This window comes from Clostridioides sp. ES-S-0054-01, assembly GCA_021561035.1.
GTDB lineage: Bacteria > Bacillota > Clostridia > Peptostreptococcales > Peptostreptococcaceae > Clostridioides.
Genome location: CP067346.1, coordinates 2,785,572 through 2,807,509, shown reverse-complemented (window position 1 = coordinate 2,807,509; position 21,938 = coordinate 2,785,572). Strand labels below are relative to the sequence as shown.

Below are 21,938 nucleotides of genomic sequence, written 5' to 3'. Positions count from 1 at the left end.
TTTGATAGTCAAAACATCAGTTTAAACTGATGTTTTTTTATTTGTAAATTTGTCTAATCTACTTTTAAAATTTTGAGGAATATTGTAATATAAGTTAGTACAGATATTAAAAATGGTATAATATAAGATATATATAAAAAGAAAACGTAAAATGATGTAAATAATATGATATGATATAAGATGTAGCAAATTTAGTAAATAATTGTTTAAATATCATAATTAAATTGGCAACTTTACACAATGTAAATATTACAATAAAATAATTGATTTAAGGAGTGAAGGTTTTGAGTGAAAATAATATAATAAGAAACACTGTTTTAAATGTCACAGCAAGTTTTTTAAAACAAGAGTCTAAAATAAATGAAAAGCTAGATGGCGTTTTGGAAAAGAAATTTGAAAAAGTAGAATTTAATGAAGCAAAATATGCTGAGCTTTTAAAATTTAATATATTGTTTTATAAGACATTAGCAAGAAATACAGAACCACTTATTGGTAAATGGATAGTAGATAAGTACATACCTGAAATAGATGAATTAGAAAAAGATTTAGAATTAACTACAGCAAAATGTAGAAAGTATGTAAATAATGCAATGAAAGAAGGGTTAGACTCTCTAAAAGCCAATGATTTAAATAGTTTTTTAGCTTATGATAAAATGGAACTATCAGAGAGAAGAAGACGTTTAGAAAAGGATTATAAGGTTTTAAATCTATATAAAGACCTTCTTAACATATCTCTTAGAAAAATAAGTTTAGAAAAGAAAGAATGTGGAGGTTTATTTCTTAAAAATCAGGCAGATGCTAAAAGAGAATTAAAAAGAGAAATCATATTCTGTGTAAACAAAATATTAGCTAGCAATAAAGATGTAGTACCTAAGAATGTGGAAGCAAATAATGAAAAAGATAGAGTAGAAATAAAAGCAACAGAAATTGAAGATCTACAATTAGGCAAGGATAATTCAGAAAATGATATATTATTAAATGAAATTAAAAATTCAAAAGTAAAACGTGAATCAAAGTCAAATGATGTAGAATCGAAGTTTATGGATAAGTTAAATAGCTTAAATAATGAAAGCATATCTCAAACAATACACAATGAATATAAGAAGCTGTGTGGATTAGAAGAACTTCATTATGTTGAAGGATATGGTTTTGGTAAAGAAATTATTAAGGATTTTGCTTGTGCAACAGTCGTATTAGAATTTCTAAAGAGAAGAAATAGAGACCTTATAGAAGGTGCAATGAGACTGACTATAATTGGAGAATTTGGTTCTGAAAATTTTAAGGACTTTGTGGACTATGTAATTAAAAATAAAACAGAAATTAGTGAAGATACGTGGAATAAAGCACATAACTTAATAAAAGATAACTATAATGAATTAGAAAATCATGAGATTGCATCAAAAAGGACTAGAAGAAAAAAAGATATCGATATTGAAGAATACATTTACATGATAAAAAATGCAGATAAAGATATTTGTTTTAGAAGTAGTATTTCCATAGAAGATGATATTGAAGAAGAGGCTAAAAAAGAAGTAACTAGTCATAATGGAAATATAGGTGATGCGGTAGAAGATAAAAATAATATAGATAGAGAATACAATATCAATAAAGAAGATATAATTGAGTCAGAAAATAAAAAGAGTAAAAAGAAAGATAAATTATTTGGATTCATTAAAAAAGATAATGAAGAAGTTGAACAAGAAGATAATAATTTAAATAACATTTATTCTGATGTAACTTTAGATAAACCGATTGAAAATAATCAAGAAAAATTACAAGAAATAAAGCAAAAAGAAGTAAATCAAAATATAGAGGAAGAACGTAGTGTAAAAATAGAAAAACCAATAAATAATAACTTAGATGAAAAAGCATCTTTAAATAGTGAATCTAAGCATGAAAGAGAAGGTAAGAATTTAGAAGAGGAAAAAGTAAAAGAAACAAAAGAAGAAAAAGTAGAAAATGAAAAATCAATAGTAATACCTATTAATAAGAAAGAAAAAGGTAATAAAAAATTGAAACATTCTTCTAAGGACAAGTCTAGAGAACATAATACAGAAATGAAAAATTATGTATCAAATAAAGATGACTCTATAGATGATAAAGAGGTTACCTCTAAGAAGAGTAGATTAAAAGAAACTATTATAGCAGTAGTTATAGTGGCGATTGTTGGTGTGGGATACTTTATAACAGTAGGCAATAATAAGAAAAATGACAAAGATAATACTACAAAAACATTAACTCAGCAACAAGCAGGTAACACACTAACTGAAGAAGAGAAAAAAGCAAAAGCTGAAAAAGATAAAAAAGAGGCAGAAGAAAAGGCAAAAGCTGAGAAAGAGGCTCAAGAAAAAGAAAAAGCTGAAAAGAAAGCGAAAGAAATGGAAGCATATAAAGATGGTAAAGGTGTATATTACACTATTTATGCAGGTTCACTTAAAGTTGAAAAAACAGCGAAAGAAACAGCAAAAGAATATGAGGCTAAAGGTATTTCTTCAACAATAATTCAAGAAAATGGATACTATAAGATAAAAATAGGTGATTATTCTCAATATGGAGAAGCACAAGAAAAATGTAATGAACTAGCTAAGAAATCTATTGATACATATATAGCAATGTATGATAAGTACTATGATTATAAATTAGAAGAATTGAAAGAATCAGCTCCTTCGTTGAGTGCTGAAGAACTTAAACAAAAATATGAAGATTTAAGAAGTGAGTTAAAGAACAAGTCTGGATATAGTGAATATGTTAGACATTTAGATAAACTTTATGAAGAAATAGTTGAAGGTGTTTAGAACATTATAAAAAAGGAGAAATTATGTCTCAGAATAAAGAGTATTAAAAGATATTATTTATTTTGAGGCATTTTGTTCACCTTTAGAAAATACTTATAATTCTGTTTAGGTGGTGAAGGTATGTTGAAATTAGGAGAAAAAATCATATATGAGCTTTCAGATGGGTTTGAGCTTAGTGGTATCAGTAGATACTCAAAAGAATATAAAAAACTTCATATAACAAATCTAGGAAATATAATAATTAGCAAATCAGATGAAGTTAATAATGATACAGGGGTAAAATATATATATAGTTTTTCAGATAATAAAGAAAAATTAGAAGCAGTTTTAGAAGATTCTCAAATAATTGTCTGTGGAAATAACTTGCCTTTTTACATAAAAAGTGAAAATTCAAGTAAGAATGTTACAGCAAATTTAACCATGAAAATAACTTTGGATGAATATGATTTAATCTGCAAAAGCCAAAGGGAATTTATCTTTTACCTAAAGGATAATATGACTATATTAAGTTTGGATGACAATAAGTTTTATATGGGTGGAATTAATAAAGATAATGAGAAGTTCATATTTATCAGTGGGAAAAATAGATTTGAGATAAACTTTGACGATATAGAAAGATATATTTTAGAAGATAAAAAAGTGTCTTTAAAGGGATATTTTCATATGGAAAGAGAGGGGATTATAGTAAGGTCTGTATATATATTTAATAACAATATAGCGAGTGTAATCCCATCTGATTTAAATGAGAGGGTTAAAGATAATAAAAAAATAGGAAACCTTCCTAAAGATTGTGATATAGTATTCTGTAAGATATCAGGAAATATAGATGGATTTGATTATAAAAATACAAATATGCTTTTAGTGAAATATCAAGACCAATTAATTTTTATAAATAAGAAGTCTAAGAAGACTATTGTAAAGTCAGTAAAAGATAATTTTTCAAAGTTAAATTTGGAAGAAGATACAATATTATATGATAATAAAAATGTGTTTAACCTACATATAAATGATAAAAATAGAGAGATTATGCAAATAGATGATTTAAAAGATATAGAAAATGAAATAGTAGGATATACATTAAAACATGCTCCATTTTTTATTCAAGAGGATTTCGATAGTCTGACTATTCTAAAGTCTTTTCAAAAAGAAATCATATCTATAAAAAATAGTGATGTAAAAGATATTGTAATTAATAAAGAACTTGAAAATGAAAATTCTAATTTTGTAGAAACAGAAATAAAATTTAATAATCAAAAAATGATTTTAAATTTAAGTAAAAATATGGTTCAAAAACTTATGCAAGATGTCTTTATATATGCAAAACAACCTTTACTCAAAGAGAATTCTATTGAAGTTATATATAAGAATTGGTCTAAAGCTATGAATGATATGATAATATTTAATTTTTTTGGAAGTATTTATTATATGAAATCTGAATTTGATAAGATTTTAGAAAAAGAATTAAATGATGAAATAAGAATAGAAGTTATAAATTCACTTTATAAGCAAATACAAGAACAAAGAAACAATTTAGATTTATTGTCAGCATATATGCCAAGAATATTAGAAAATCAAGAAATAGATTTATTTGAAAAGTATAATGCTAAACTTGATATACATGTATTTAAACAGATTAAAAATTTACTGTCTGACTTATCATATAATATAAGTAGTTATTTAAATGAAGTTGAAAAAAGCTTAGATAATATTATATTTGTAATTTCAGGAGAAGATAAGAAGAAATACAATTATAGAATGTTAAAGGAAAGTGAAAGTGCAAGTCTTGATGTATTTTTAAAACAAGCTATATCGAGATTAGACCATTTAGTAGAAAATATGTATCCCTACTATGTGGATGAAACTAGTAGGGAAATGTTTAAGTTATTTGAGTTATTGTGGAAAAACTATAGAAATATTGATGATGATAGTATAAAAGAAATATTATTCGAGAGAATAACAAATACATATGTATTTAAACAATTGACATTAAACAATGGTACAAAAGAAAGAAGAAAAGACATAATTGAAAAAATATATAATTCTGTTGACTATGGAACCAATAAACTAGATGAGAATATGTTTTTCACAGGAGGAATAAAGTATGTCAAGTAAATACAATGTTTGGAATTTTAATTATGAGTTTTTAGGATTAAACTCAGGTGATGAAAAAGATAATGAAGTTTATTACGAGATTGATTTAGATGAAATTTTAAATGAAAACTATATAGATGAAGATATAGATGATGATTTAGATTCTGATGAAAATAGCATTTTAGGAGAATTAATATCAGAGATGGATATAGATGAAGATGTCAGCGTTGATATGACATATCAAGAACTAGAAGTTGATTTAGAAGATTTAGATTCTTATCTGGATGAGGATATAGATAGTGATATAAAAGGCATATTGGATGAAATTTAGTACCTGTATAAGTTTTAGATAAAATATAAACAATACAATATTAACTTATAAAACTAAAGGTAGATGAAATTTCATCTACCTTATATTGTCTTATGGCATTAAGTATTGGGATAATATAGAGTTTGAAGAAAAAGTATAAATATGGTATATTAATTTGGTACAATAGAAAATTTACGAAGAAGGGTGAAAAAATGCAGATGACAGTTAAAAAAGCGATAATACCAGCAGCCGGGCTAGGAACTAGATTTTTACCAGCAACAAAATCACAGCCCAAAGAAATGCTTCCTATAGTAGATAAACCAACTTTACAGTATATAATAGAAGAAGCTATAGAATCGGGAATTGAAGAAATTCTTATAATAACAGGTAGAAATAAAAAATCTATAGAAGATCATTTTGATAAATCAGTTGAATTAGAGTTAGAACTAGAGCAAAAAGGTAAGACAGAAATGTTAGAAATGGTAAGAGATATATCGAATATGGTAAATATTCATTATATAAGACAAAAAGAGCCAAAAGGTCTTGGACATGCAATTTTCTGTGCGAAGAGTTTTATAGGTGATGAACCTTTTGCTGTATTATTAGGTGATGATATAGTAGATTCAGATGTTCCGTGCCTAAAACAATTAATAGATACCTATAATGAGTATAAAACAACTGTACTGGGTGTTCAAAAGATAGCTAAAGAAGATACTAATAAGTATGGTATATTAGATGTAAAACATATAGAAGATAGAGTATATAAAGTTAAAGATATGGTTGAAAAACCTGCAATTGAAGAGGCTCCATCAGATATAGCCATACTTGGAAGATATATAATAACTCCTGCAATATTTAACATATTAGAGAAGCAAACACCTGGTAAAGGTGGAGAGATACAATTGACAGATGCACTTCAAACTCTTGGAAAACAAGAGGCTATTTATGCTTATAAATTTGAAGGTAAAAGATATGATGTAGGAGATAAGATTGGTTTTTTAGAGGCTACAATAGACTTTGCTTTAAAGAGAGAGAATCTAAAAGATGACTTAATGGATTATATGAGAAAAAAAGTAAGTGAAAAATAAATATTAGAAAAGAGGTAATTACAATGGCAGTTTTAGTAGCTGGAGGAGCAGGATATATAGGAAGCCATACAGCAATAGAACTTTTAGAATCAGGTTATGAAGTTGTTATAGTTGATAACTTAAGTAATAGCAACTCAGTAGTGGTTGATAGAATTAAAGAATTATCTAAAAAACCAGTAAAATTTTATAATATTGATATTAGAAATAAAAATGAAATGCATGTTGTATTTAAAGAAAATAATATTGAATCAATTATACATTTTGCAGCTTTAAAGGCAGTTGGTGAATCAGTAGAAAAACCAATTGAATATTATAGCAATAATCTAATAAGTACATTAAATTTATTTGAATTAATGAGAGAGTATGGTGTTAAAAAATTTGTATTTAGTTCTTCAGCTACTGTATATGGAGACCCACATACTTGTCCTATATTAGAGGATTTCCCACTTTCTGTAACTAATCCATATGGAAGAACTAAACTTATGGTAGAGCAGATGTTAGTAGATATATCAAAAGCAGATAAGTCATTGGATATAGCTCTTTTAAGATACTTTAATCCAGTTGGTGCCCATAAAAGTGGTAGAATAGGTGAAGAACCAAATGGAGTTCCAAGTAATCTAATGCCTTATATAACAAAAATAGCAGTAGGTAAATTAAAAGAATTAAGTGTGTATGGAAATGATTATCCAACACATGATGGAACTGGAGTTAGAGACTATATACATGTATTGGATTTAGCCGCTGGTCATGTAAAAGCACTACAAAAACTAGAAGAACATCCAGGGCTTGTTGTTTATAATTTAGGTACTGGAAAGGGATATAGTGTTCTTGATTTAGTAAAAGCATTTTCTAAGGCAAGTGGAAAAGAGATACCATATAAGATTGTCGGAAGAAGAGCTGGAGATGTAGCTATGTGTTATGCAGATTCATCAAAGGCAGAAAAAGAACTTGGATGGAAAGCTAAATATGAACTTGAAGAGATGTGTCAGGATTCTTGGAGATGGCAAAGCATGAATCCAAATGGATATGAGGAATAGAATATATATGTATAAATGTAACAAATTTGTAAATATAAGGTATTGGTAGTTTTATGTTATAATTAGACACATGTAGTAATGTTTCTAAAAGAGGGGGAAGTTATAGTGAAAAAAAGTCTAAAAAGGTATTTAGTACTAGTAATGACTTTAGTTTTAGTATTTGCATGTGGAGTACCAGAATCAAACGCAGCTAGCAAACATGTGATTATAGTAAACTCAAGAAAAAATACTTTAGGATACTTTGTAAATAGTAAACTTGTAAAAGAATTTAAAGTTGCAACGGGTAAAAAGGGGTCAGAAACACCAACAGGAAAAACAAGAGTAGTTAACAAGATAAAAAATAGACCATATTATAAAGGGAATATACCTGGAGGAAGCCCAAGAAATCCATTAGGAGATAGATGGATGGGATTAGCATTAAAAGGAACTTATGGAGATACATATGGAATACATGGAAATAATAATGAGAGTTCTATAGGAAAGCATATTTCTGGTGGATGTATAAGAATGCATAATAAAGAAGTTAGATGGTTATTTGACCAAGTTCCTGTGGGTTCAGATGTAATTATAGATTATAGTAATGACAGTTATGTAAAGATAGCAGCAAAATATAAGATAAATTTAAACCAAACAGGATGGAAAACAGAAAATGGCAAGAAGTATTATGTAAAATCTGATGGAACATACCAAAAGAATAGTTGGTTAAAAGTAAATGGAAAAATGTATTATTTTGATAATTCAGGAGTAATGCAAACAGGATGGAAAACAATTAATAACAAAAAATATTACTTAGGAACTGATGGGGTAAGAGTATCTGGATGGAAGGTAATAGATGGAAAAACTTATTACTTTAATTCAGATGGAGTAATGCAAACAGGATGGCAGGAAAAGAATGGAAATAAATACTATCTAGGAGATGACGGTCTATCAGTAACAGGATGGCAAGAAATAGATGGTAATAAGTATTACTTTGATAAAACAGGAGTAATGCAGACAGGATGGCAACAAATAGAAGGTAAATCTTACTATTTAGATAAAGATGGAAAGATGCTAACTGATACTCAAAAAATAGATGGAAAAGATTATACTTTTAATGAAGATGGAACTATAAATCCTACATGGGACACAATTATAGGGACAAATAGATTTGATACAGCTAAGAAGATAAGTTCAGTTGGAAACTGGAATGTTGATAGTTCAGATGCTGTAATACTAGTAAATGGTAATGCAATAGCTGATGGTATAACAGCAACGCCTTTAGCAAGTAGTTATAATTCAACAATACTACTTACTAATACAGATGAGTTACCAGCTGAAACTGTTGAAGAAATGAAGTTATTGGCACCTAAAACAGTAATCTTGATAGGTGGAGAAAGCGCAATAAGTTCTAAACTAGAGCAAGAAATAAAAACTACTTTCAATACAGAAACAAAGAGAATAGCAGGTCAAGATAGATATCAAACTGCTATAAGAATAGCTAAAGAACTTGGAAATCGAGAAGAAATAAAAACTGCTTATATGGTTTCTGGAAATGGAGAAGCTGATGCTTTATCTGTAGCTTCTAAAGCTGGAGAAGAAAAGCAACCTATAATATTAGTTAATAAAGATGGAATTACAGAAGAATCTTATATATGGCTAACAGAAAGAAAATTAGAAAATGCATACTTTATAGGTGGACCAAGTGCAATTAGTGATTCAGCAATAGCAAAAATGAATGAGATAACTACTGAAGATATTTCAGGAAATAGAATATATGGAGATAGTAGAGTAGATACTAATGCTAAAGTAATAGAAAAATTCTATGAAGATACTGATTTACAGGCTGTATTAGTTAGTAAATCAGATGCTTTAGTAGATGCCCTATCAGCTGGACCATTAGCCGTAAGATTACATTCACCAATAGTTTTAATGGATAATTCAGGACTATCATCAGAGCAACAAAGAGTCTTTGCAAATAAAAAAGTTGAAACTCCTTATCAAATAGGAGGAGGAGTATCTTATATAGTAATGGATAAATTAATAGATATTCTTGGAAAATAGTAAAACCATATATTGAAAAATAATTATAATTGAGATGTGAAAGTCAATCGATAGAAGATTGATTGTTTTACATCTCAATTTTTTAGTGTAAAATTAAGTTTAAGCTATATAAAAATCTTGGAATATTTTTAAAACTCATATAAAATAAATATAGATGGTATCATCATATGTTAAGAAGGTGAGTAAGATTATAAAGAAAAAATATATAATGTTTATTGATGAAAGTGGAAGAGCTGATATAAATCATGAAGAGCCATTTACATTGACAGGAGTAATTTTTGAGTATAAATATGCAGTGAGTCAAGGAGATTGTACTTGTTCTTTAAGGAAAGAAATGGATGCATTTAAAGAACACTGTTTTGGAACTAGCAACATAGGAATACATTTGACAGATATATCAAGAAAATCAAGAGCATTTGAAAAGTTTGACGATTTACAGATTAAGTTATTCTATGATGAGTTGCCTTTATTTCTATCTAGACTAGAATGTACTATAATATCAGTAACAGTAGATAAAGCTAGATTAAAGAAATATTATGTACCTTCAAAGGAACCATATGTCGTGGCTTTTATACATGTTCTTCAGAATTTTTATTCGTTTGTAAATAATGAAACTGTAGAATCTGCAAGAATAGTTATAGAATCAAGGGATGATGTTTCAAACTTAAAAGTACAAAAGGCATTTTTTGATGTGTTTAATAATGGAACAATATACTTAGATATAGATGAAGAATTAAGAGATAAGATTAAGGGTTTTATAATTGCTAAAAAAGAAGATGCATATTATAGAGAAGGTTTAGAAATAGCAGATATTTTATGTAATCCTCTTAGCAGGGCAAGAAGAGGGTTAATAGAAGCTAATCCAAAGTGTATTCAATATGGAGAAAAAAATAAAATATTTAAATCTGTAAGAAATAAAATATACACTCCAACTAGTGCGAATGATATAAGAAATTGGGGATTTAAAGAAGTTCCTCTTATAGAGCCTGTTGGGCCATGGCTTGAAAAAATGCGGTAGATAGAGTTGACAAGTTTTAAAAAATCTGTTATTATATAAGTAGATTAGTTATTCAGGAACTGAATTCAGTTGCTGTTATATAACGATAATTACTGAGACTCGGATGCCGACTGTCAGTTAGGAATCTATACTTTTAAGAGTATAGATTTTTTTATTTTATAAAAAATAAAGGAGGAGATACTTCTATATACAAATGTATATTATCAATACATATAATAAGATAGTAAAAGAAATTTATGAAGAAATAATTGTAAAATTAACTGAATTTGATAAACAATTTTAAATTTAGAATAGGTTTATATTAAAAATAATTAAAATTAAAACTAATAAGGATATTATTTACTGTTAGAAGATAGGGTATTTACATAATTAATATTACTAGAATTTAAATTTCTAGTAATATTTTTTTGCATAGAAATGTAAACTTGACGAAATAAGTAGTATAATCAATATAAATTACATCATGTAAGGGAGGAGAAATTAGTGGATAATGTTTTTAAGCAATTGCAGGAAGTTAAAGGTTATGATGGATACAAAGAATCATTTGAAATGAATTACCTATGTATATATGAAAATATACCTTTAAGAAAACAAGTAAATCTTGCAAATAATCTAGTGGATGGAATTTTAAATATGTATAGAAGTGAATCTAATGAAATCTATTTGTTGGAGAATAATACTAAGGATTTAATTTGCTATTTTGAAATTTTTATGAAAAAGATAAATACTTTGGCAAAAGAAATGATTATTGATGAGAAATGGTTATATAAATTAACTAAAGAATTAATATATAAAAGTAAAAAAGTTGAGTATGTCAAACTTGGGTTAGTTTTAAGTGAGAAATATCTAGATGTAGAAAACTTAAGAGAAGTTGTAGATACATTTTCTAAATCTGGAGAATACATATTTTATTTGAGTAATACTATTAAAAGGCTTGAATTTTACAATACATATCTATTTAATTTATCTAAAAAGGCTACAGGTTCAATAAAAGTATTTGCTATTATTAATATGGAAAATTTGGATTCTAAGATAAATTCCTATCTAATTGAAGATGGTTATAAAGATACAAAATATGAACAATTATTGATGAATTATATTATTTCTATTGTCGATTTGAATGAATATCTTGAAAAGCGAGATTTAGATGAAGAAAAGATAAATAATTTGGCATATCTTATATGTAACTATTTGCTAAGTGTAGAATTTAAATACATAGGAAATAAATTAGAACTAGTAAATCAATTTTTACCGATTGTAGTGAATTATGGAACTAACTTTGAAAGTTTATATTCGATTTTTTTAATAGCTATAAATATCTTAAAAGATGAAAGTATAGAGTGCAATAAGGTTGAGTTTGAAAAAGAAATGAATAATATTTTACTTAGTGAAAAATGGAAAAATACATATTTTAAAGCATTAAGAGATGCTAGTGGAAAAACAGAAGATATGATAAGATTGTCAGAAATTTATGATGTAAATTTGTCTTTTGATGATTTGTTGCCGTATTTGAGTAGAGACATTAGAGATTTTGAGGTATATTGGCATATATCTAAAAAGGGAGTGACAAGTTCTAGATTAAAATTATTAAATTTTTTTGAAAAGACATTTAAAATAGATAATTTAATTGGGAAAATGGAAGATATAGAAAAAGATAAATTAACTCAAGAGTATTATGATGATATGTTATTTTTTATTGTGCTTAAAGGTAGTAAATCACTATATCCTGAAGGAAAGAATATATCTTTAAAAGGAATATTTGGAAATATAAATGAGGTAAGAAAAGAATCCATAAATATTTTAAAAAGATATAGAGAGAAGTTATCTATTGAAGAATTAAAGATAGTTAAAGAAGCCTACGAAAAAGAAAAAAATGTCATATTGAAGGATGAATTGAGAAGAGTATTATATGAAAGTAATAATTTAAAGAAAGAATTTGTAAATATTGAAAAAATAAAAGTAGATGCTCATGGTAAGGATATCTATTTAACTTCAATAGATGTTGCTGGTTCAATATTTAGAAATAGAGAATGTCTTGAAAAAGAATTGGAGAAGAGTAATATGTACTATTTAACTAGAGAGAAAGATAATTTATATGATGAAAAAGCTATTAAAATAGTTGGCGAAACTGGATATGTAATAGGTTATGTTCCAAGAAAAGAAAACTATATTTTGAGCAATTTATTAGATGGAGGAAAACTATTATATTGTAGAGTAACTGAATATAATTTGTATGAAGATTATATTTATGCAAATGTGTATTTGAGTTATAAAGATGTAATTGAAACGGTTGAAAACTCTCTAAAGATGATTTTAGATAAAAGTAAAATAAAACTTATAAACTAAGACTTTTATAAATTGTTTATAAATTAGGTTGTAAACAATAATATCTGGTACTATTTGGTTGAAATGTAGAAAAATTTAAATACCTTAAGTTTTATGAACAAAGCTAATGAAGAGAAAATAAAAAATTGTTTTGTATATATGATGCATAAATATACTTATGTATTCATATTTACAAAACAATTGAAATTTATATTATTTTATGATTTTAAATTTAGATGGAATTTTAACTTCTGCCTTATCTTTTATTTTAGAAGCTTGTTCCTTAACTTTATTTAATAATTCAGCTTCATCTACAACTAATACTTTTCCTTCCTTCATCAACCATTTACCGTCACAAATAGTAGAGTCTACGTTTTCACTAGTCATAGAATAAACTATATTTCCAATTGGATTGTGCATTGGTAAACAATGAATTGTATCTGGATTTAGAATAATCATGTCAGCTTTTTTTCCTACTTCAAGACTACCAATTTCTTTTTCTAATAAAGCACATTTTGCTCCATTTATAGTAGCCATTTCCAATACTTCTTCAGCTGGGACGACTGTTGGGTTTAAAGTTCTACCTTTATGTATTAATGAAGTCAAATACATGTCTCTCATAAGGTCCATTCTGTTATTTGAAGGTGCTCCATCAGTGCCAATTGAAACAGGTATTCCTTTTTCTAACATTTCAGGAATTGATGCAAAACCTAGAACCACCTTCATAGCTGAACCAGGGTCATGAGAGACTTTTACATCATGTAATCTAAATAAATCAATTTCTTTATGAGTAAGCCAAACTGTGTGAGCAGCTAAAAGATTTGGTCCTAGCACACCTAATCTATCAAGATATTCAACTGTTCCAACTCCATTGTTTTGTTTTACAAATGAAATTTCATCGGCTATTTCGGCGATATGCATATGTATACCTGTATTGTACTTGTCAGCTAACTGTTTAGTCCTAACAAGTAATTCTTCAGTTGTATTAAAAATAGTTCTTAATGCAAACCATATTTTAATTCTCTCATTAGATGTATTATTAAATTTATGAAATAAGTCCAATTGAGTATTGATTTCCTCATCAGTAGTTTTTTGCCATGCCTCAGGAAGACCATCTCCTGTATCCATAACTGATTTAGCTAAACATGCTCTAAGCCCAGTTTTGTCAACAGCTTCAACCATAGCATCTACATATTGACCACCAGATTCTAAAAATGTAGTAACACCAGATTTTATTAATTCAACACAACATGCAGTAGATGAAATCAATGAATCCTCATAATTGAAGCTACTTTCATATGGCCAGATTCTTTCTCTAAGCCAAGTTAAAAGTACAACATCATCTGCAAGACCACGTCCTAATTGTTGAGATAAGTGAACATGTGTATTGACTAGTCCTGGCATTAGTATTTTTCCTTTAGCATCGTATATCTCAGCATCTTTATCTGCAATATTAATATCAAATTTGCCAACTTTTTTTATAATATTATTTTCAATAAGTATATTTCCATTTTCATACACCTCTCTATCTGCATTCATAGTAATTAGATATGCATTTTTTATAAGTAATTGTGACATAAATACCACTCCTTTTCTATGTATTTTTATATCTATATATTATGATAATAGATTTTCTATACAAAGTTAATAGCAAAATCAATTTATATATAATTTGATTTTGCTATTTATAAATTTAAAATAAATAAGATTTTATTCTATAGAATTTAAAATATTAACTTAGAACTAAGTTTATAACTGCAAGTAAACCTATAACCCAAAGTGTAATACTGATTTTATCAGTTTCTTTAGCTACAACATGCATTATTATATATGAAATAAATCCAAAGCATAAACCAATACTTATACTATAAGTTAAAGGCATCAACAAAACTGTAACAAAAGCAGGTACTGCTATTTTGCTATCGGCAAAGTCAATTTGTTTTATGCTTTCAAACATGAATACACCAACCATAACAAGTGCAGGTGACGCAGCATAAGTAGGAACTATGCCAAGTAATGGTGTAAATATAAGTGTAGCTAAGAATAATGCTGCTGTTACTATTGAAGCAAGTCCAGTTCTTGCACCTGCTGCGATACCAGAAGCAGATTCTCCAAATGTTGTAACTGTACTAGTTCCTAAGAATGAACCTATTAAAGTAGAAGAAACGTCTGCATATAACATTTTTCCTAAATCTTTTATTTCGCCATTTTCATCCTCAAGACCCATTTGTTTACAGCAAGTAATAAGAAATGCTAATGAATCAAACATGTCTATAAACATGAAAGAGAATATAGGTCCAATTAATGAGAATTTCAATGCACCTACAATATCTAATTTAAAAGCAATTGGTGCTATACTAGGTGGTGCTGAAATTATAGCTGTTGGTAAATCTACAAATCCAAATATAATAGATAGTATTGTTGCAACTACTATACTTATCAATATTCCACCTTTAACTTTTTTATATTCTAGTATTGCCATTAAGATAAGAGCAAAAAGAGCTATTAAAACTGTCGGTGTAAAATCTGCAAGTGAAACTATAGTATCTGGATTTGCTATTATAACACCCATATTTTTTAAACCAACAAAAGCAAGGAAAAGTCCTATACCTGCCGAAGATGCTACTGCTAGTTCTCTAGGAATTGCGTCTGCAATTGTCTTTCGAAGACCTGTTACTGCGAGTGTAAAGAATACACATCCAGATAAAAACACTACCCCAAGACCTGTTTGCCATGAGATTCCCGCCCCTATAACCAAAGAGTATGTGAAAAATGCATTTAATCCCATACCAGGTGCTAGAGCAAATGGTGCATTTCCTAAAAGTGCAAATATAAGTGTACCAATAGCTGTAGCTAGTATAGTAACTGTTATAAGTGCGGCTTTATCCATTCCAGTCTCAGATAATATTGCTGGATTTACAAAAACTATGTATGCCATTGTTAAGAATGTAGTAACTCCACCTATCACCTCTGTTTTAAGGTTAGAGCCACGTTCGCTAAATTTAAACATTTTGTCTAAAAAGCTTAATGATGAATTATTTCCATCTGGTTGTACGTTTTTAGTATTTGGTACCATTTTTACCTCCAAAAAACTTTAAGATATAAACAAAAAATATATATTCATATAGATAGAATAGAATATATATTCAAAGTTGACATTCTATTCATAGAAAACCCATTTAAGGTAGGCTTGTAGAAACTATTAGACCATATTACTAATATTATATGAATATTTTCTATTTGTTTTTCTGTTGTATTATATCGTAATATTGTATTATTTACAATAAATATAATAAAATTATTCGTTTTTTTGTCAATTTTATAAAAATTTAAGGATATTTACTATCAGAAATTATTATTTTCAATAATAAAATGTGTATGTGTATAGTGTCCATTATGTTTATAATATTTTATACTATTAATGGAAGTTTACTATAAATAAGTTTGTGATATAATTATAAAAGTATTGAATACACGGATATTTCGTAAAAACTTTTTAATATATCAAATATACATATATTAAGTTAATATATTAAAAAAAATAATGTCAAAAATAATATAATTTATAGTGGAGGGGAAAATGACTAAAATTATTAAAGTACAAAAACCTAAATTTACAGGAGAATTAGAAACTATTGAAAATATTGAGGATATGATTGAAGATATATTTAATGATGAAAAAATATTTAATAAAATTATAGAAAATAAAGTTATAAGTGATTTAGATTCTGTAAGAGTTAGCTTTGAATCTTGTATATTTAGAAATGTATCTTTTGAGAATTGCAACTTAAAAAAGATTGATTTACTGGATGTGGTATTTGAAAACTGTAATTTATCAAATACATTTTTTGATGGAGGAAGTGTATATAGAGTTGAATTTAAAAATAGTAAATTGATAGGAGTTAGATTCGATGATTGTATACTTAAAAACGTTTTGTTCAAGGATGTTTTAGGCAAGTATTCTAACTTTTCGTTCTCTAAATTTAAGATAGTTTCTATTTTAGATTCAAATTTTGAAAGTTCTGTATTCCAAGAAGTAAAAAGCGACAATTTAGTATTAGAATATACAAACTTAAAAAAATCAAACTTTAATGGAACTAAACTTTCTGGTGTAGATTTTGCTACTAATAATATTGAAGGATTTGAGGTTGGGATAAATGATATTAGAGGAGCAATTTTTGATGTGTCACAAGCAATTGATTTAACGAAATTGATGGGAATTATTATAAAATGAAAAAAAATTCACAAAATATATTGGGAAAACGTTAACAATGTATGAATTTTTACTAGATTGACATTTTTCTGAAAATAAAGTAAGATTATCTTAATATTCAAAATATTTTCAAAGGGGGTAATTTAGTGTGAGTAAGCAGATGAGAGATATTTTTATAGTTGGTTTTGCTTTATTTTCTATGTTCTTTGGTGCAGGAAATCTTATGTTCCCTCCATTTCTAGGAATGGAATCCGGTAAAGACTGGTTAATTCCTCTTGTTGGCTTTGTTGTTGCGGATGCTGGTATAACAATGCTTGTTATTATAGCAACTGCACGATGTAAGGGAAGCATGGATGATGTACTTAGGAGAGCTGGTAAAGGCTTAGCGAGAGTAATGAGTGTAGCTGCTCTAGCATGTTTAGCACTTCTTGTTATACCAAGAACTTGTGCAACAACATATGAAATGGGTATTATACCTATATTTGGAGACCATGGTACAGTAGCTAAAGCAGTATTTTCAGTAATATTTTTTGGATTAACTTTAGCATTTACTATTAGGTCTTCTAAGGTTATAGACATAATAGGTAAATATTTGACTCCAGCGTTATTATTAGTATTATTTGTTTTAATAGTAAAAGGTATAATTTCTCCAGCAGGACCTATGAGTCCAGAGCATATGATAGATAAAAATCTATTTGGTGAAGGTATAGCACAAGGTTATCAGACAATGGATGCCCTAGGTGCAGCATCTATGGCTACAATAATGCTAATGTCTATAATAGGTAAAGGATATACATCAGATAAAGACCAAATAGGTATGACTATTAAAGCTGGTTTTATAGCTTGCATATTTTTAGCAATAGTATATGGTGGTCTTGCTTATCTAGGAGCAACAGTTTCAACTATATATGATACTAGCATACCTCAAGCATCTTTATTAGTTGAGATAACCAGTATACTATTGTATGGTCAGACTGGAAAGATAATTTTAGGTATAATTGTAGCACTTGCTTGTTTGACTACTTCTACAGGTCTAACAGCATCGATTTCAAATTATTTTGAAGGAATAAGTAAAGCAACTTATAAACAACTAGTTATAGGTATATGTGTGGCTAGTATGGTTATATCAAATTTAGGTGTTGACTCTATAATTGCGATATCAGTTCCAATCTTACAAACTATATATCCTGTTTTATTAGCAATAGTTATCATGGAGTTGGCTGGCAAGAGTATAAAAAATGACAATGCATTTAAAGGTGCAGCATATGTTACGTTAGTGGTTAGCGTATTATCAGCTGTAAATGGAATGACAGGAAATATTCCATTTATGCAAATCTTACCATTTGCGGGTTTGGGCTTTAACTGGGTAGTACCAGCTATATTGGGTGGAATAGTTGGTAACTTTATAAAAAGCAATAAACAAATAGCATAATAATTTGTAATTAATTTAATTTTATAATATATAATTTTTTAGTACTATGGCTAGGTTTAATTAAAACCTACCCATAGTACTTTTTAGATTGGATTAGAATAGTATGCATATAATTTTTTATAATATAATTTTTCTTTGAAGTATGATAAAATTAGTAATAGTGATAAGAAAGTACAAATTTAGGAGGTTTTAACTAATGCTTAGAAAAATAACAGCATTTATGCTATCCATATGTTTAATCATTGGACTTACAGGCTGTAGTTTGCTTGCAGGTAAGAAAGATAAAAAGAAAATTATAGATGACTTTAAAGTTGCGGTAGTAACTCAACCATTATCTGAAAATAAAGTACAATACAATATGGTAGAAGATATGGTAAAAGAATATGAGGAAGCTAATGAAATTGATAAAGAAAAAGATGGTGAATCTAAAGTTAAACAAACTATAAAACATGTTGTATTACCATCAAATTTTACTTCTAATATAGATAGTTCTATAAATAAGATAGTAAAGTTGGCTGATGATGAAGAAATTCAGGCGATTGTAGTATCAACTGACCAAGCAGGGCTTTTGCCTGCTTTACAAAAGGTAAAGGAAAAGCGCCCAGAAATAATAACTATTTCTGCACCTATGGGAGATGACAAAAACCAATTAAGCCAATATGTTGATGTAAACTTAGGAATTGATACAGAAGAAAGAGGAAAGGTATTAGCTGAACGTTCAAAAGAAATGGGAGCAAAAGCTTTTATTCATTATGTTTCTACGGATGACTTGAAAGATGCTAATATAGCTAAAAGACTAGAAAAGATTAAGGATACTTGTAAAAATATAGGGTTGCAATTTGTACAAGTTAATACACCAAATATAAACACTGAAGAAGATATAAACAAAGTCAAGCAGTTTTTAAATGAAGATATTGAAAAACAAGTTAAAAAATATGGAAAAGATATAAATGTATTTGGTGTAAATGAGTATATGGATGAAGTTATATTGACTAAGGCTTTAGAATTAAAGTATATAGTTGCAGAGCAAAGTAATCCATCACCAATACAAACGTATCCTAGTGTTATGGGCTTAAAAATATCTAAAAAAGATGCTCAAAATTATGATAAAATAAACGATATGATAAGTGAAAAGGCTAAGGCTTTTGGTATGTCAAATAGACTTGGCGGATATCCTATGCCAACGGATGCTTTTATACAATCACTAGCAATTTATCTTGCTACTGAAATGGTAAAGCAAGACTTAACGCAAGAAGATGTATGTGACCCAGACTATTTAGAGGCATTTGCAGAATTAAAATTTGGAATTGGTTCAGAATTTACACCTTTAACAGACGTACTTTATAATTATCAGTCAATAATCTTAAATCAATTAATTTATTAATATTAAAAGCTATGAAATTAGTAATAAAATGCTAATTTCATAGCTTTTTCTGATATAAGTAAGTTTTATTCTTTTCTAAAAAAATTTATAGAAAAATAAAACCTTATAATTATAGATATAAAATTTGATAAAGTAAAGATGAATTACTATAGATTTAAATTATATTATTTTCTATTATTTTTATGCTTTTTTCAGTTATAGATGAACCCTTTCTTCCTTTACCAGAAATTAAGTATCCATTGAGTGTTAAATATTCTAGCATATTTCTTACTTCATATTCTGTAACATTATATTCCATAAATTTCATTAGCTTTGTTCTTCCCATTGGTTTCATGTACAATGATTTTAGGATAGAAATACATATGTTTTTGTCATATTGACTTAAATCATTGAATATAGATACATCATTTGACAGATGATGATTATTTAATTTTGAAGCTATATTTTGTGGCAAATCATTTATTGTAAGATAATTAGAGCCCATGTAAGCCATATATTCAATACAATTTCTTAGTTCTCTAGTATTACCCATCCAAGTGTATGAATTTAGAGCTTCTAAAAGACTTTTATCGAGCTTGATGTTTTTATAGGGAAGTTCTTTTAAAAATGATTCTAAAAGAAGAGGTATATCTTCTAATCTGTTTCTAAGAGGAGGTAAATCTAAAGTGAACATACTTATTCTATAAAATAAATCCATCCTAAATTTATTTTCTATAATTAATTTTTCTAAATCTTTATTTGTGGCAGCTAATATTCTCACATCAATTGGAATGATACTTGTACCACCAATCTTTCTGATTTCTTTTTCTTGTAAGACTCTTAAAAGTTTAACCTGCAAATTATGTGGCATGTCTCCTATCTCATCTAAAAATATAGTGCCAGTATGGGCTAATTCAAATAATCCTTTTTTTCCTCCTTTTTTTGCCCCAGTAAAAGAACCATCTTCATATCCAAATAGTTCACTTTCAAGTAATTCACTTGGTAATGAAGCACAATTTATTGCTACAAAAGGTTTATTTTTTCTATTTGAATGATTGTGTATTGATTGAGTAAAAGCTTCTTTGCCCGTCCCTGTTTCACCTGTTATTAATACAGGATTATCTGTGAGAGCCATTTTTTTTGCTTTTTTAATACAATCTTTTATAATAGCACTGTTTCCAATGATATTATTAAATTTATATTTAGCTACATAACCTCTTTTAACAGAATCACTTCTTATTTTCTGTTCCAATATTTCTATATTGTTCACATCCTTTAATGTAATTAAGCAACCCTCTATATTTTTATAAAGATAAAATGGTTTTTTAGAAAGTATGAATTTTTTATCTATTTCATCTATGTATATAATCATATTATCTATATTTAAATTCTTTGTAATTTTATCTAAGAAACTCTTTGGCAGATATTCCATTAAGGAGGGAGATTTTATAAGTTTTTTATCTAGTTCCAACATACTAAGCAAAGATTTATTTACAAAAGTAACTTTGTTAAAGGTATTAAAAAATATTAGACCGTCACCTATTTCATCAATAGTCATGTAAAGTATAGTTTTTAATTTAGATATATTATCTAATGACGTATTCAAGAAGTCATGACTTAGTGTCTCTTTAGATAATTTGTATAATTTTTCTATGAATTTCTCGTTTTTTAGCTTTAGTACCACTAATAGTGACATATATGTATCCAATGAAATTTTTCTCCATCCTAAATCAACAATATTTTTTATGTATTTTGGTATAAATCTAATCTGACCTGGTGTTATGGCTGTATCTAAATCATATATTTCGTCACAATCTGGATATGTTGGTACAAAATCTATATGATTTATTCCAATTTTATATAGATAAGTAGCCATCTCAAATGCTGAAGTTTTATTGGTGGTCATAAGCAATGATTTTGTACCTGGAGGTAATTGCATCATTTTTTCATAGCCAAGTTTTGAAAGTGCTTTAGCTCCATGAATAATTTCAATGTCTTCTTTAAAATGCTTTATTAAAAAATTACTAGTTAAAGGTGATAGAGAAAGAACTACATCTCCCTCTAAATTTTCTTTTATACCATCAAGTATATTTTGTGTTTCTATGATTATTTCATCTCCAAAAAAGCTTATCAACTCTTCTTTGTAGTGGTCACTGTTTAATTTATCATATGTTATAAGAATTAATTTTTTTTTGTCCATTTTGTTTCTCCCCGAAAAGTAGTATT

General features: G+C 27.5%; 14 protein-coding genes and 1 riboswitch. Of the genes, 11 read left to right on the top strand and 3 right to left on the bottom strand.

Annotation, left to right across the window (positions count from 1 at the left end):
- Window positions 1-275 precede the first annotated feature (275 nt).
- The 8 genes from JJC02_13135 to JJC02_13100 all read left to right on the top strand — a co-directional run bounded on the left by JJC02_13135 (window position 276) and on the right by JJC02_13100 (window position 12,725).
- Complete coding sequence (locus JJC02_13135) at window positions 276-2,795, top strand: SPOR domain-containing protein (protein ID UDN53838.1); 2,520 nt, start codon at window positions 276-278, stop codon at window positions 2,793-2,795.
- A 120-nt stretch (window positions 2,796-2,915) separates the two neighbouring features.
- Window positions 2,916-4,907: a hypothetical protein gene (locus JJC02_13130; protein UDN53837.1), complete on the top strand. Its 1,992-nt coding sequence runs from the start codon at window positions 2,916-2,918 to the stop codon at window positions 4,905-4,907.
- Window positions 4,897-5,217 carry a hypothetical protein gene (locus tag JJC02_13125; GenBank protein ID UDN53836.1) on the top strand — a complete coding sequence of 107 codons (321 nt, stop codon included), beginning with the start codon at window positions 4,897-4,899 and terminating at the stop codon, window positions 5,215-5,217. The genes JJC02_13130 and JJC02_13125 overlap by 11 nt, the downstream gene beginning before the upstream one ends.
- 197 nt (window positions 5,218-5,414) lie before the next feature.
- Window positions 5,415-6,284, top strand: coding sequence for a UTP--glucose-1-phosphate uridylyltransferase GalU (gene galU, locus JJC02_13120; GenBank protein ID UDN56427.1), 870 nt, complete (start codon window positions 5,415-5,417; stop codon window positions 6,282-6,284).
- A gap of 23 nt (window positions 6,285-6,307) precedes the next feature.
- Window positions 6,308-7,321 carry a UDP-glucose 4-epimerase GalE gene (gene galE, locus JJC02_13115; protein UDN53835.1) on the top strand — a complete coding sequence of 338 codons (1,014 nt, stop codon included), beginning with the start codon at window positions 6,308-6,310 and terminating at the stop codon, window positions 7,319-7,321.
- A gap of 105 nt (window positions 7,322-7,426) precedes the next feature.
- Complete coding sequence (locus tag JJC02_13110; GenBank protein ID UDN53834.1) at window positions 7,427-9,361, top strand: cell wall-binding protein Cwp22; 1,935 nt, start codon at window positions 7,427-7,429, stop codon at window positions 9,359-9,361.
- Between the two features lie 154 nt (window positions 9,362-9,515).
- Entirely contained in the window at window positions 9,516-10,379 is an 864-nt protein-coding gene (locus JJC02_13105) for a DUF3800 domain-containing protein (protein UDN53833.1), read from the top strand.
- A 483-nt stretch (window positions 10,380-10,862) separates the two neighbouring features.
- The gene (locus JJC02_13100) at window positions 10,863-12,725 is read left to right on the top strand and encodes an HIRAN domain-containing protein (protein UDN53832.1); all 1,863 of its coding nucleotides are present in this window, start codon (window positions 10,863-10,865) and stop codon (window positions 12,723-12,725) included.
- A gap of 192 nt (window positions 12,726-12,917) precedes the next feature.
- Here the strand turns inward: JJC02_13100 and JJC02_13095 are convergent, their stop codons facing one another.
- Together JJC02_13095 and JJC02_13090 are read right to left on the bottom strand one after the other, a co-directional pair.
- A complete protein-coding gene (locus tag JJC02_13095) occupies window positions 12,918-14,282 on the bottom strand; it encodes an amidohydrolase (protein UDN53831.1) in 1,365 nt (454 codons plus the stop codon).
- A 154-nt stretch (window positions 14,283-14,436) separates the two neighbouring features.
- A complete protein-coding gene (locus tag JJC02_13090) occupies window positions 14,437-15,780 on the bottom strand; it encodes an NCS2 family permease (protein ID UDN53830.1) in 1,344 nt (447 codons plus the stop codon).
- 71 nt (window positions 15,781-15,851) lie between these two features.
- Window positions 15,852-15,953, bottom strand: a riboswitch (purine riboswitch).
- A 331-nt stretch (window positions 15,954-16,284) separates the two neighbouring features.
- Here JJC02_13090 and JJC02_13085 point away from each other — a divergent pair.
- From JJC02_13085 to JJC02_13075, 3 genes are all read left to right on the top strand, one after another.
- On the top strand, window positions 16,285-16,938 hold the full coding sequence (locus JJC02_13085; GenBank protein UDN53829.1) for a pentapeptide repeat-containing protein: 654 nt from the start codon (window positions 16,285-16,287) through the stop codon (window positions 16,936-16,938).
- A 139-nt stretch (window positions 16,939-17,077) separates the two neighbouring features.
- Complete coding sequence (brnQ, locus tag JJC02_13080; GenBank protein UDN56426.1) at window positions 17,078-18,349, top strand: branched-chain amino acid transport system II carrier protein; 1,272 nt, start codon at window positions 17,078-17,080, stop codon at window positions 18,347-18,349.
- A 196-nt stretch (window positions 18,350-18,545) separates the two neighbouring features.
- Window positions 18,546-19,733: a DUF3798 domain-containing protein gene (locus JJC02_13075; protein UDN53828.1), complete on the top strand. Its 1,188-nt coding sequence runs from the start codon at window positions 18,546-18,548 to the stop codon at window positions 19,731-19,733.
- Window positions 19,734-19,887: 154 nt separating this feature from the next.
- Here the strand turns inward: JJC02_13075 and JJC02_13070 are convergent, their stop codons facing one another.
- On the bottom strand, window positions 19,888-21,912 hold the full coding sequence (locus tag JJC02_13070; GenBank protein UDN53827.1) for a sigma 54-interacting transcriptional regulator: 2,025 nt from the start codon (window positions 21,910-21,912) through the stop codon (window positions 19,888-19,890).
- Between the last annotated feature and the right edge of the window lie 26 nt (window positions 21,913-21,938).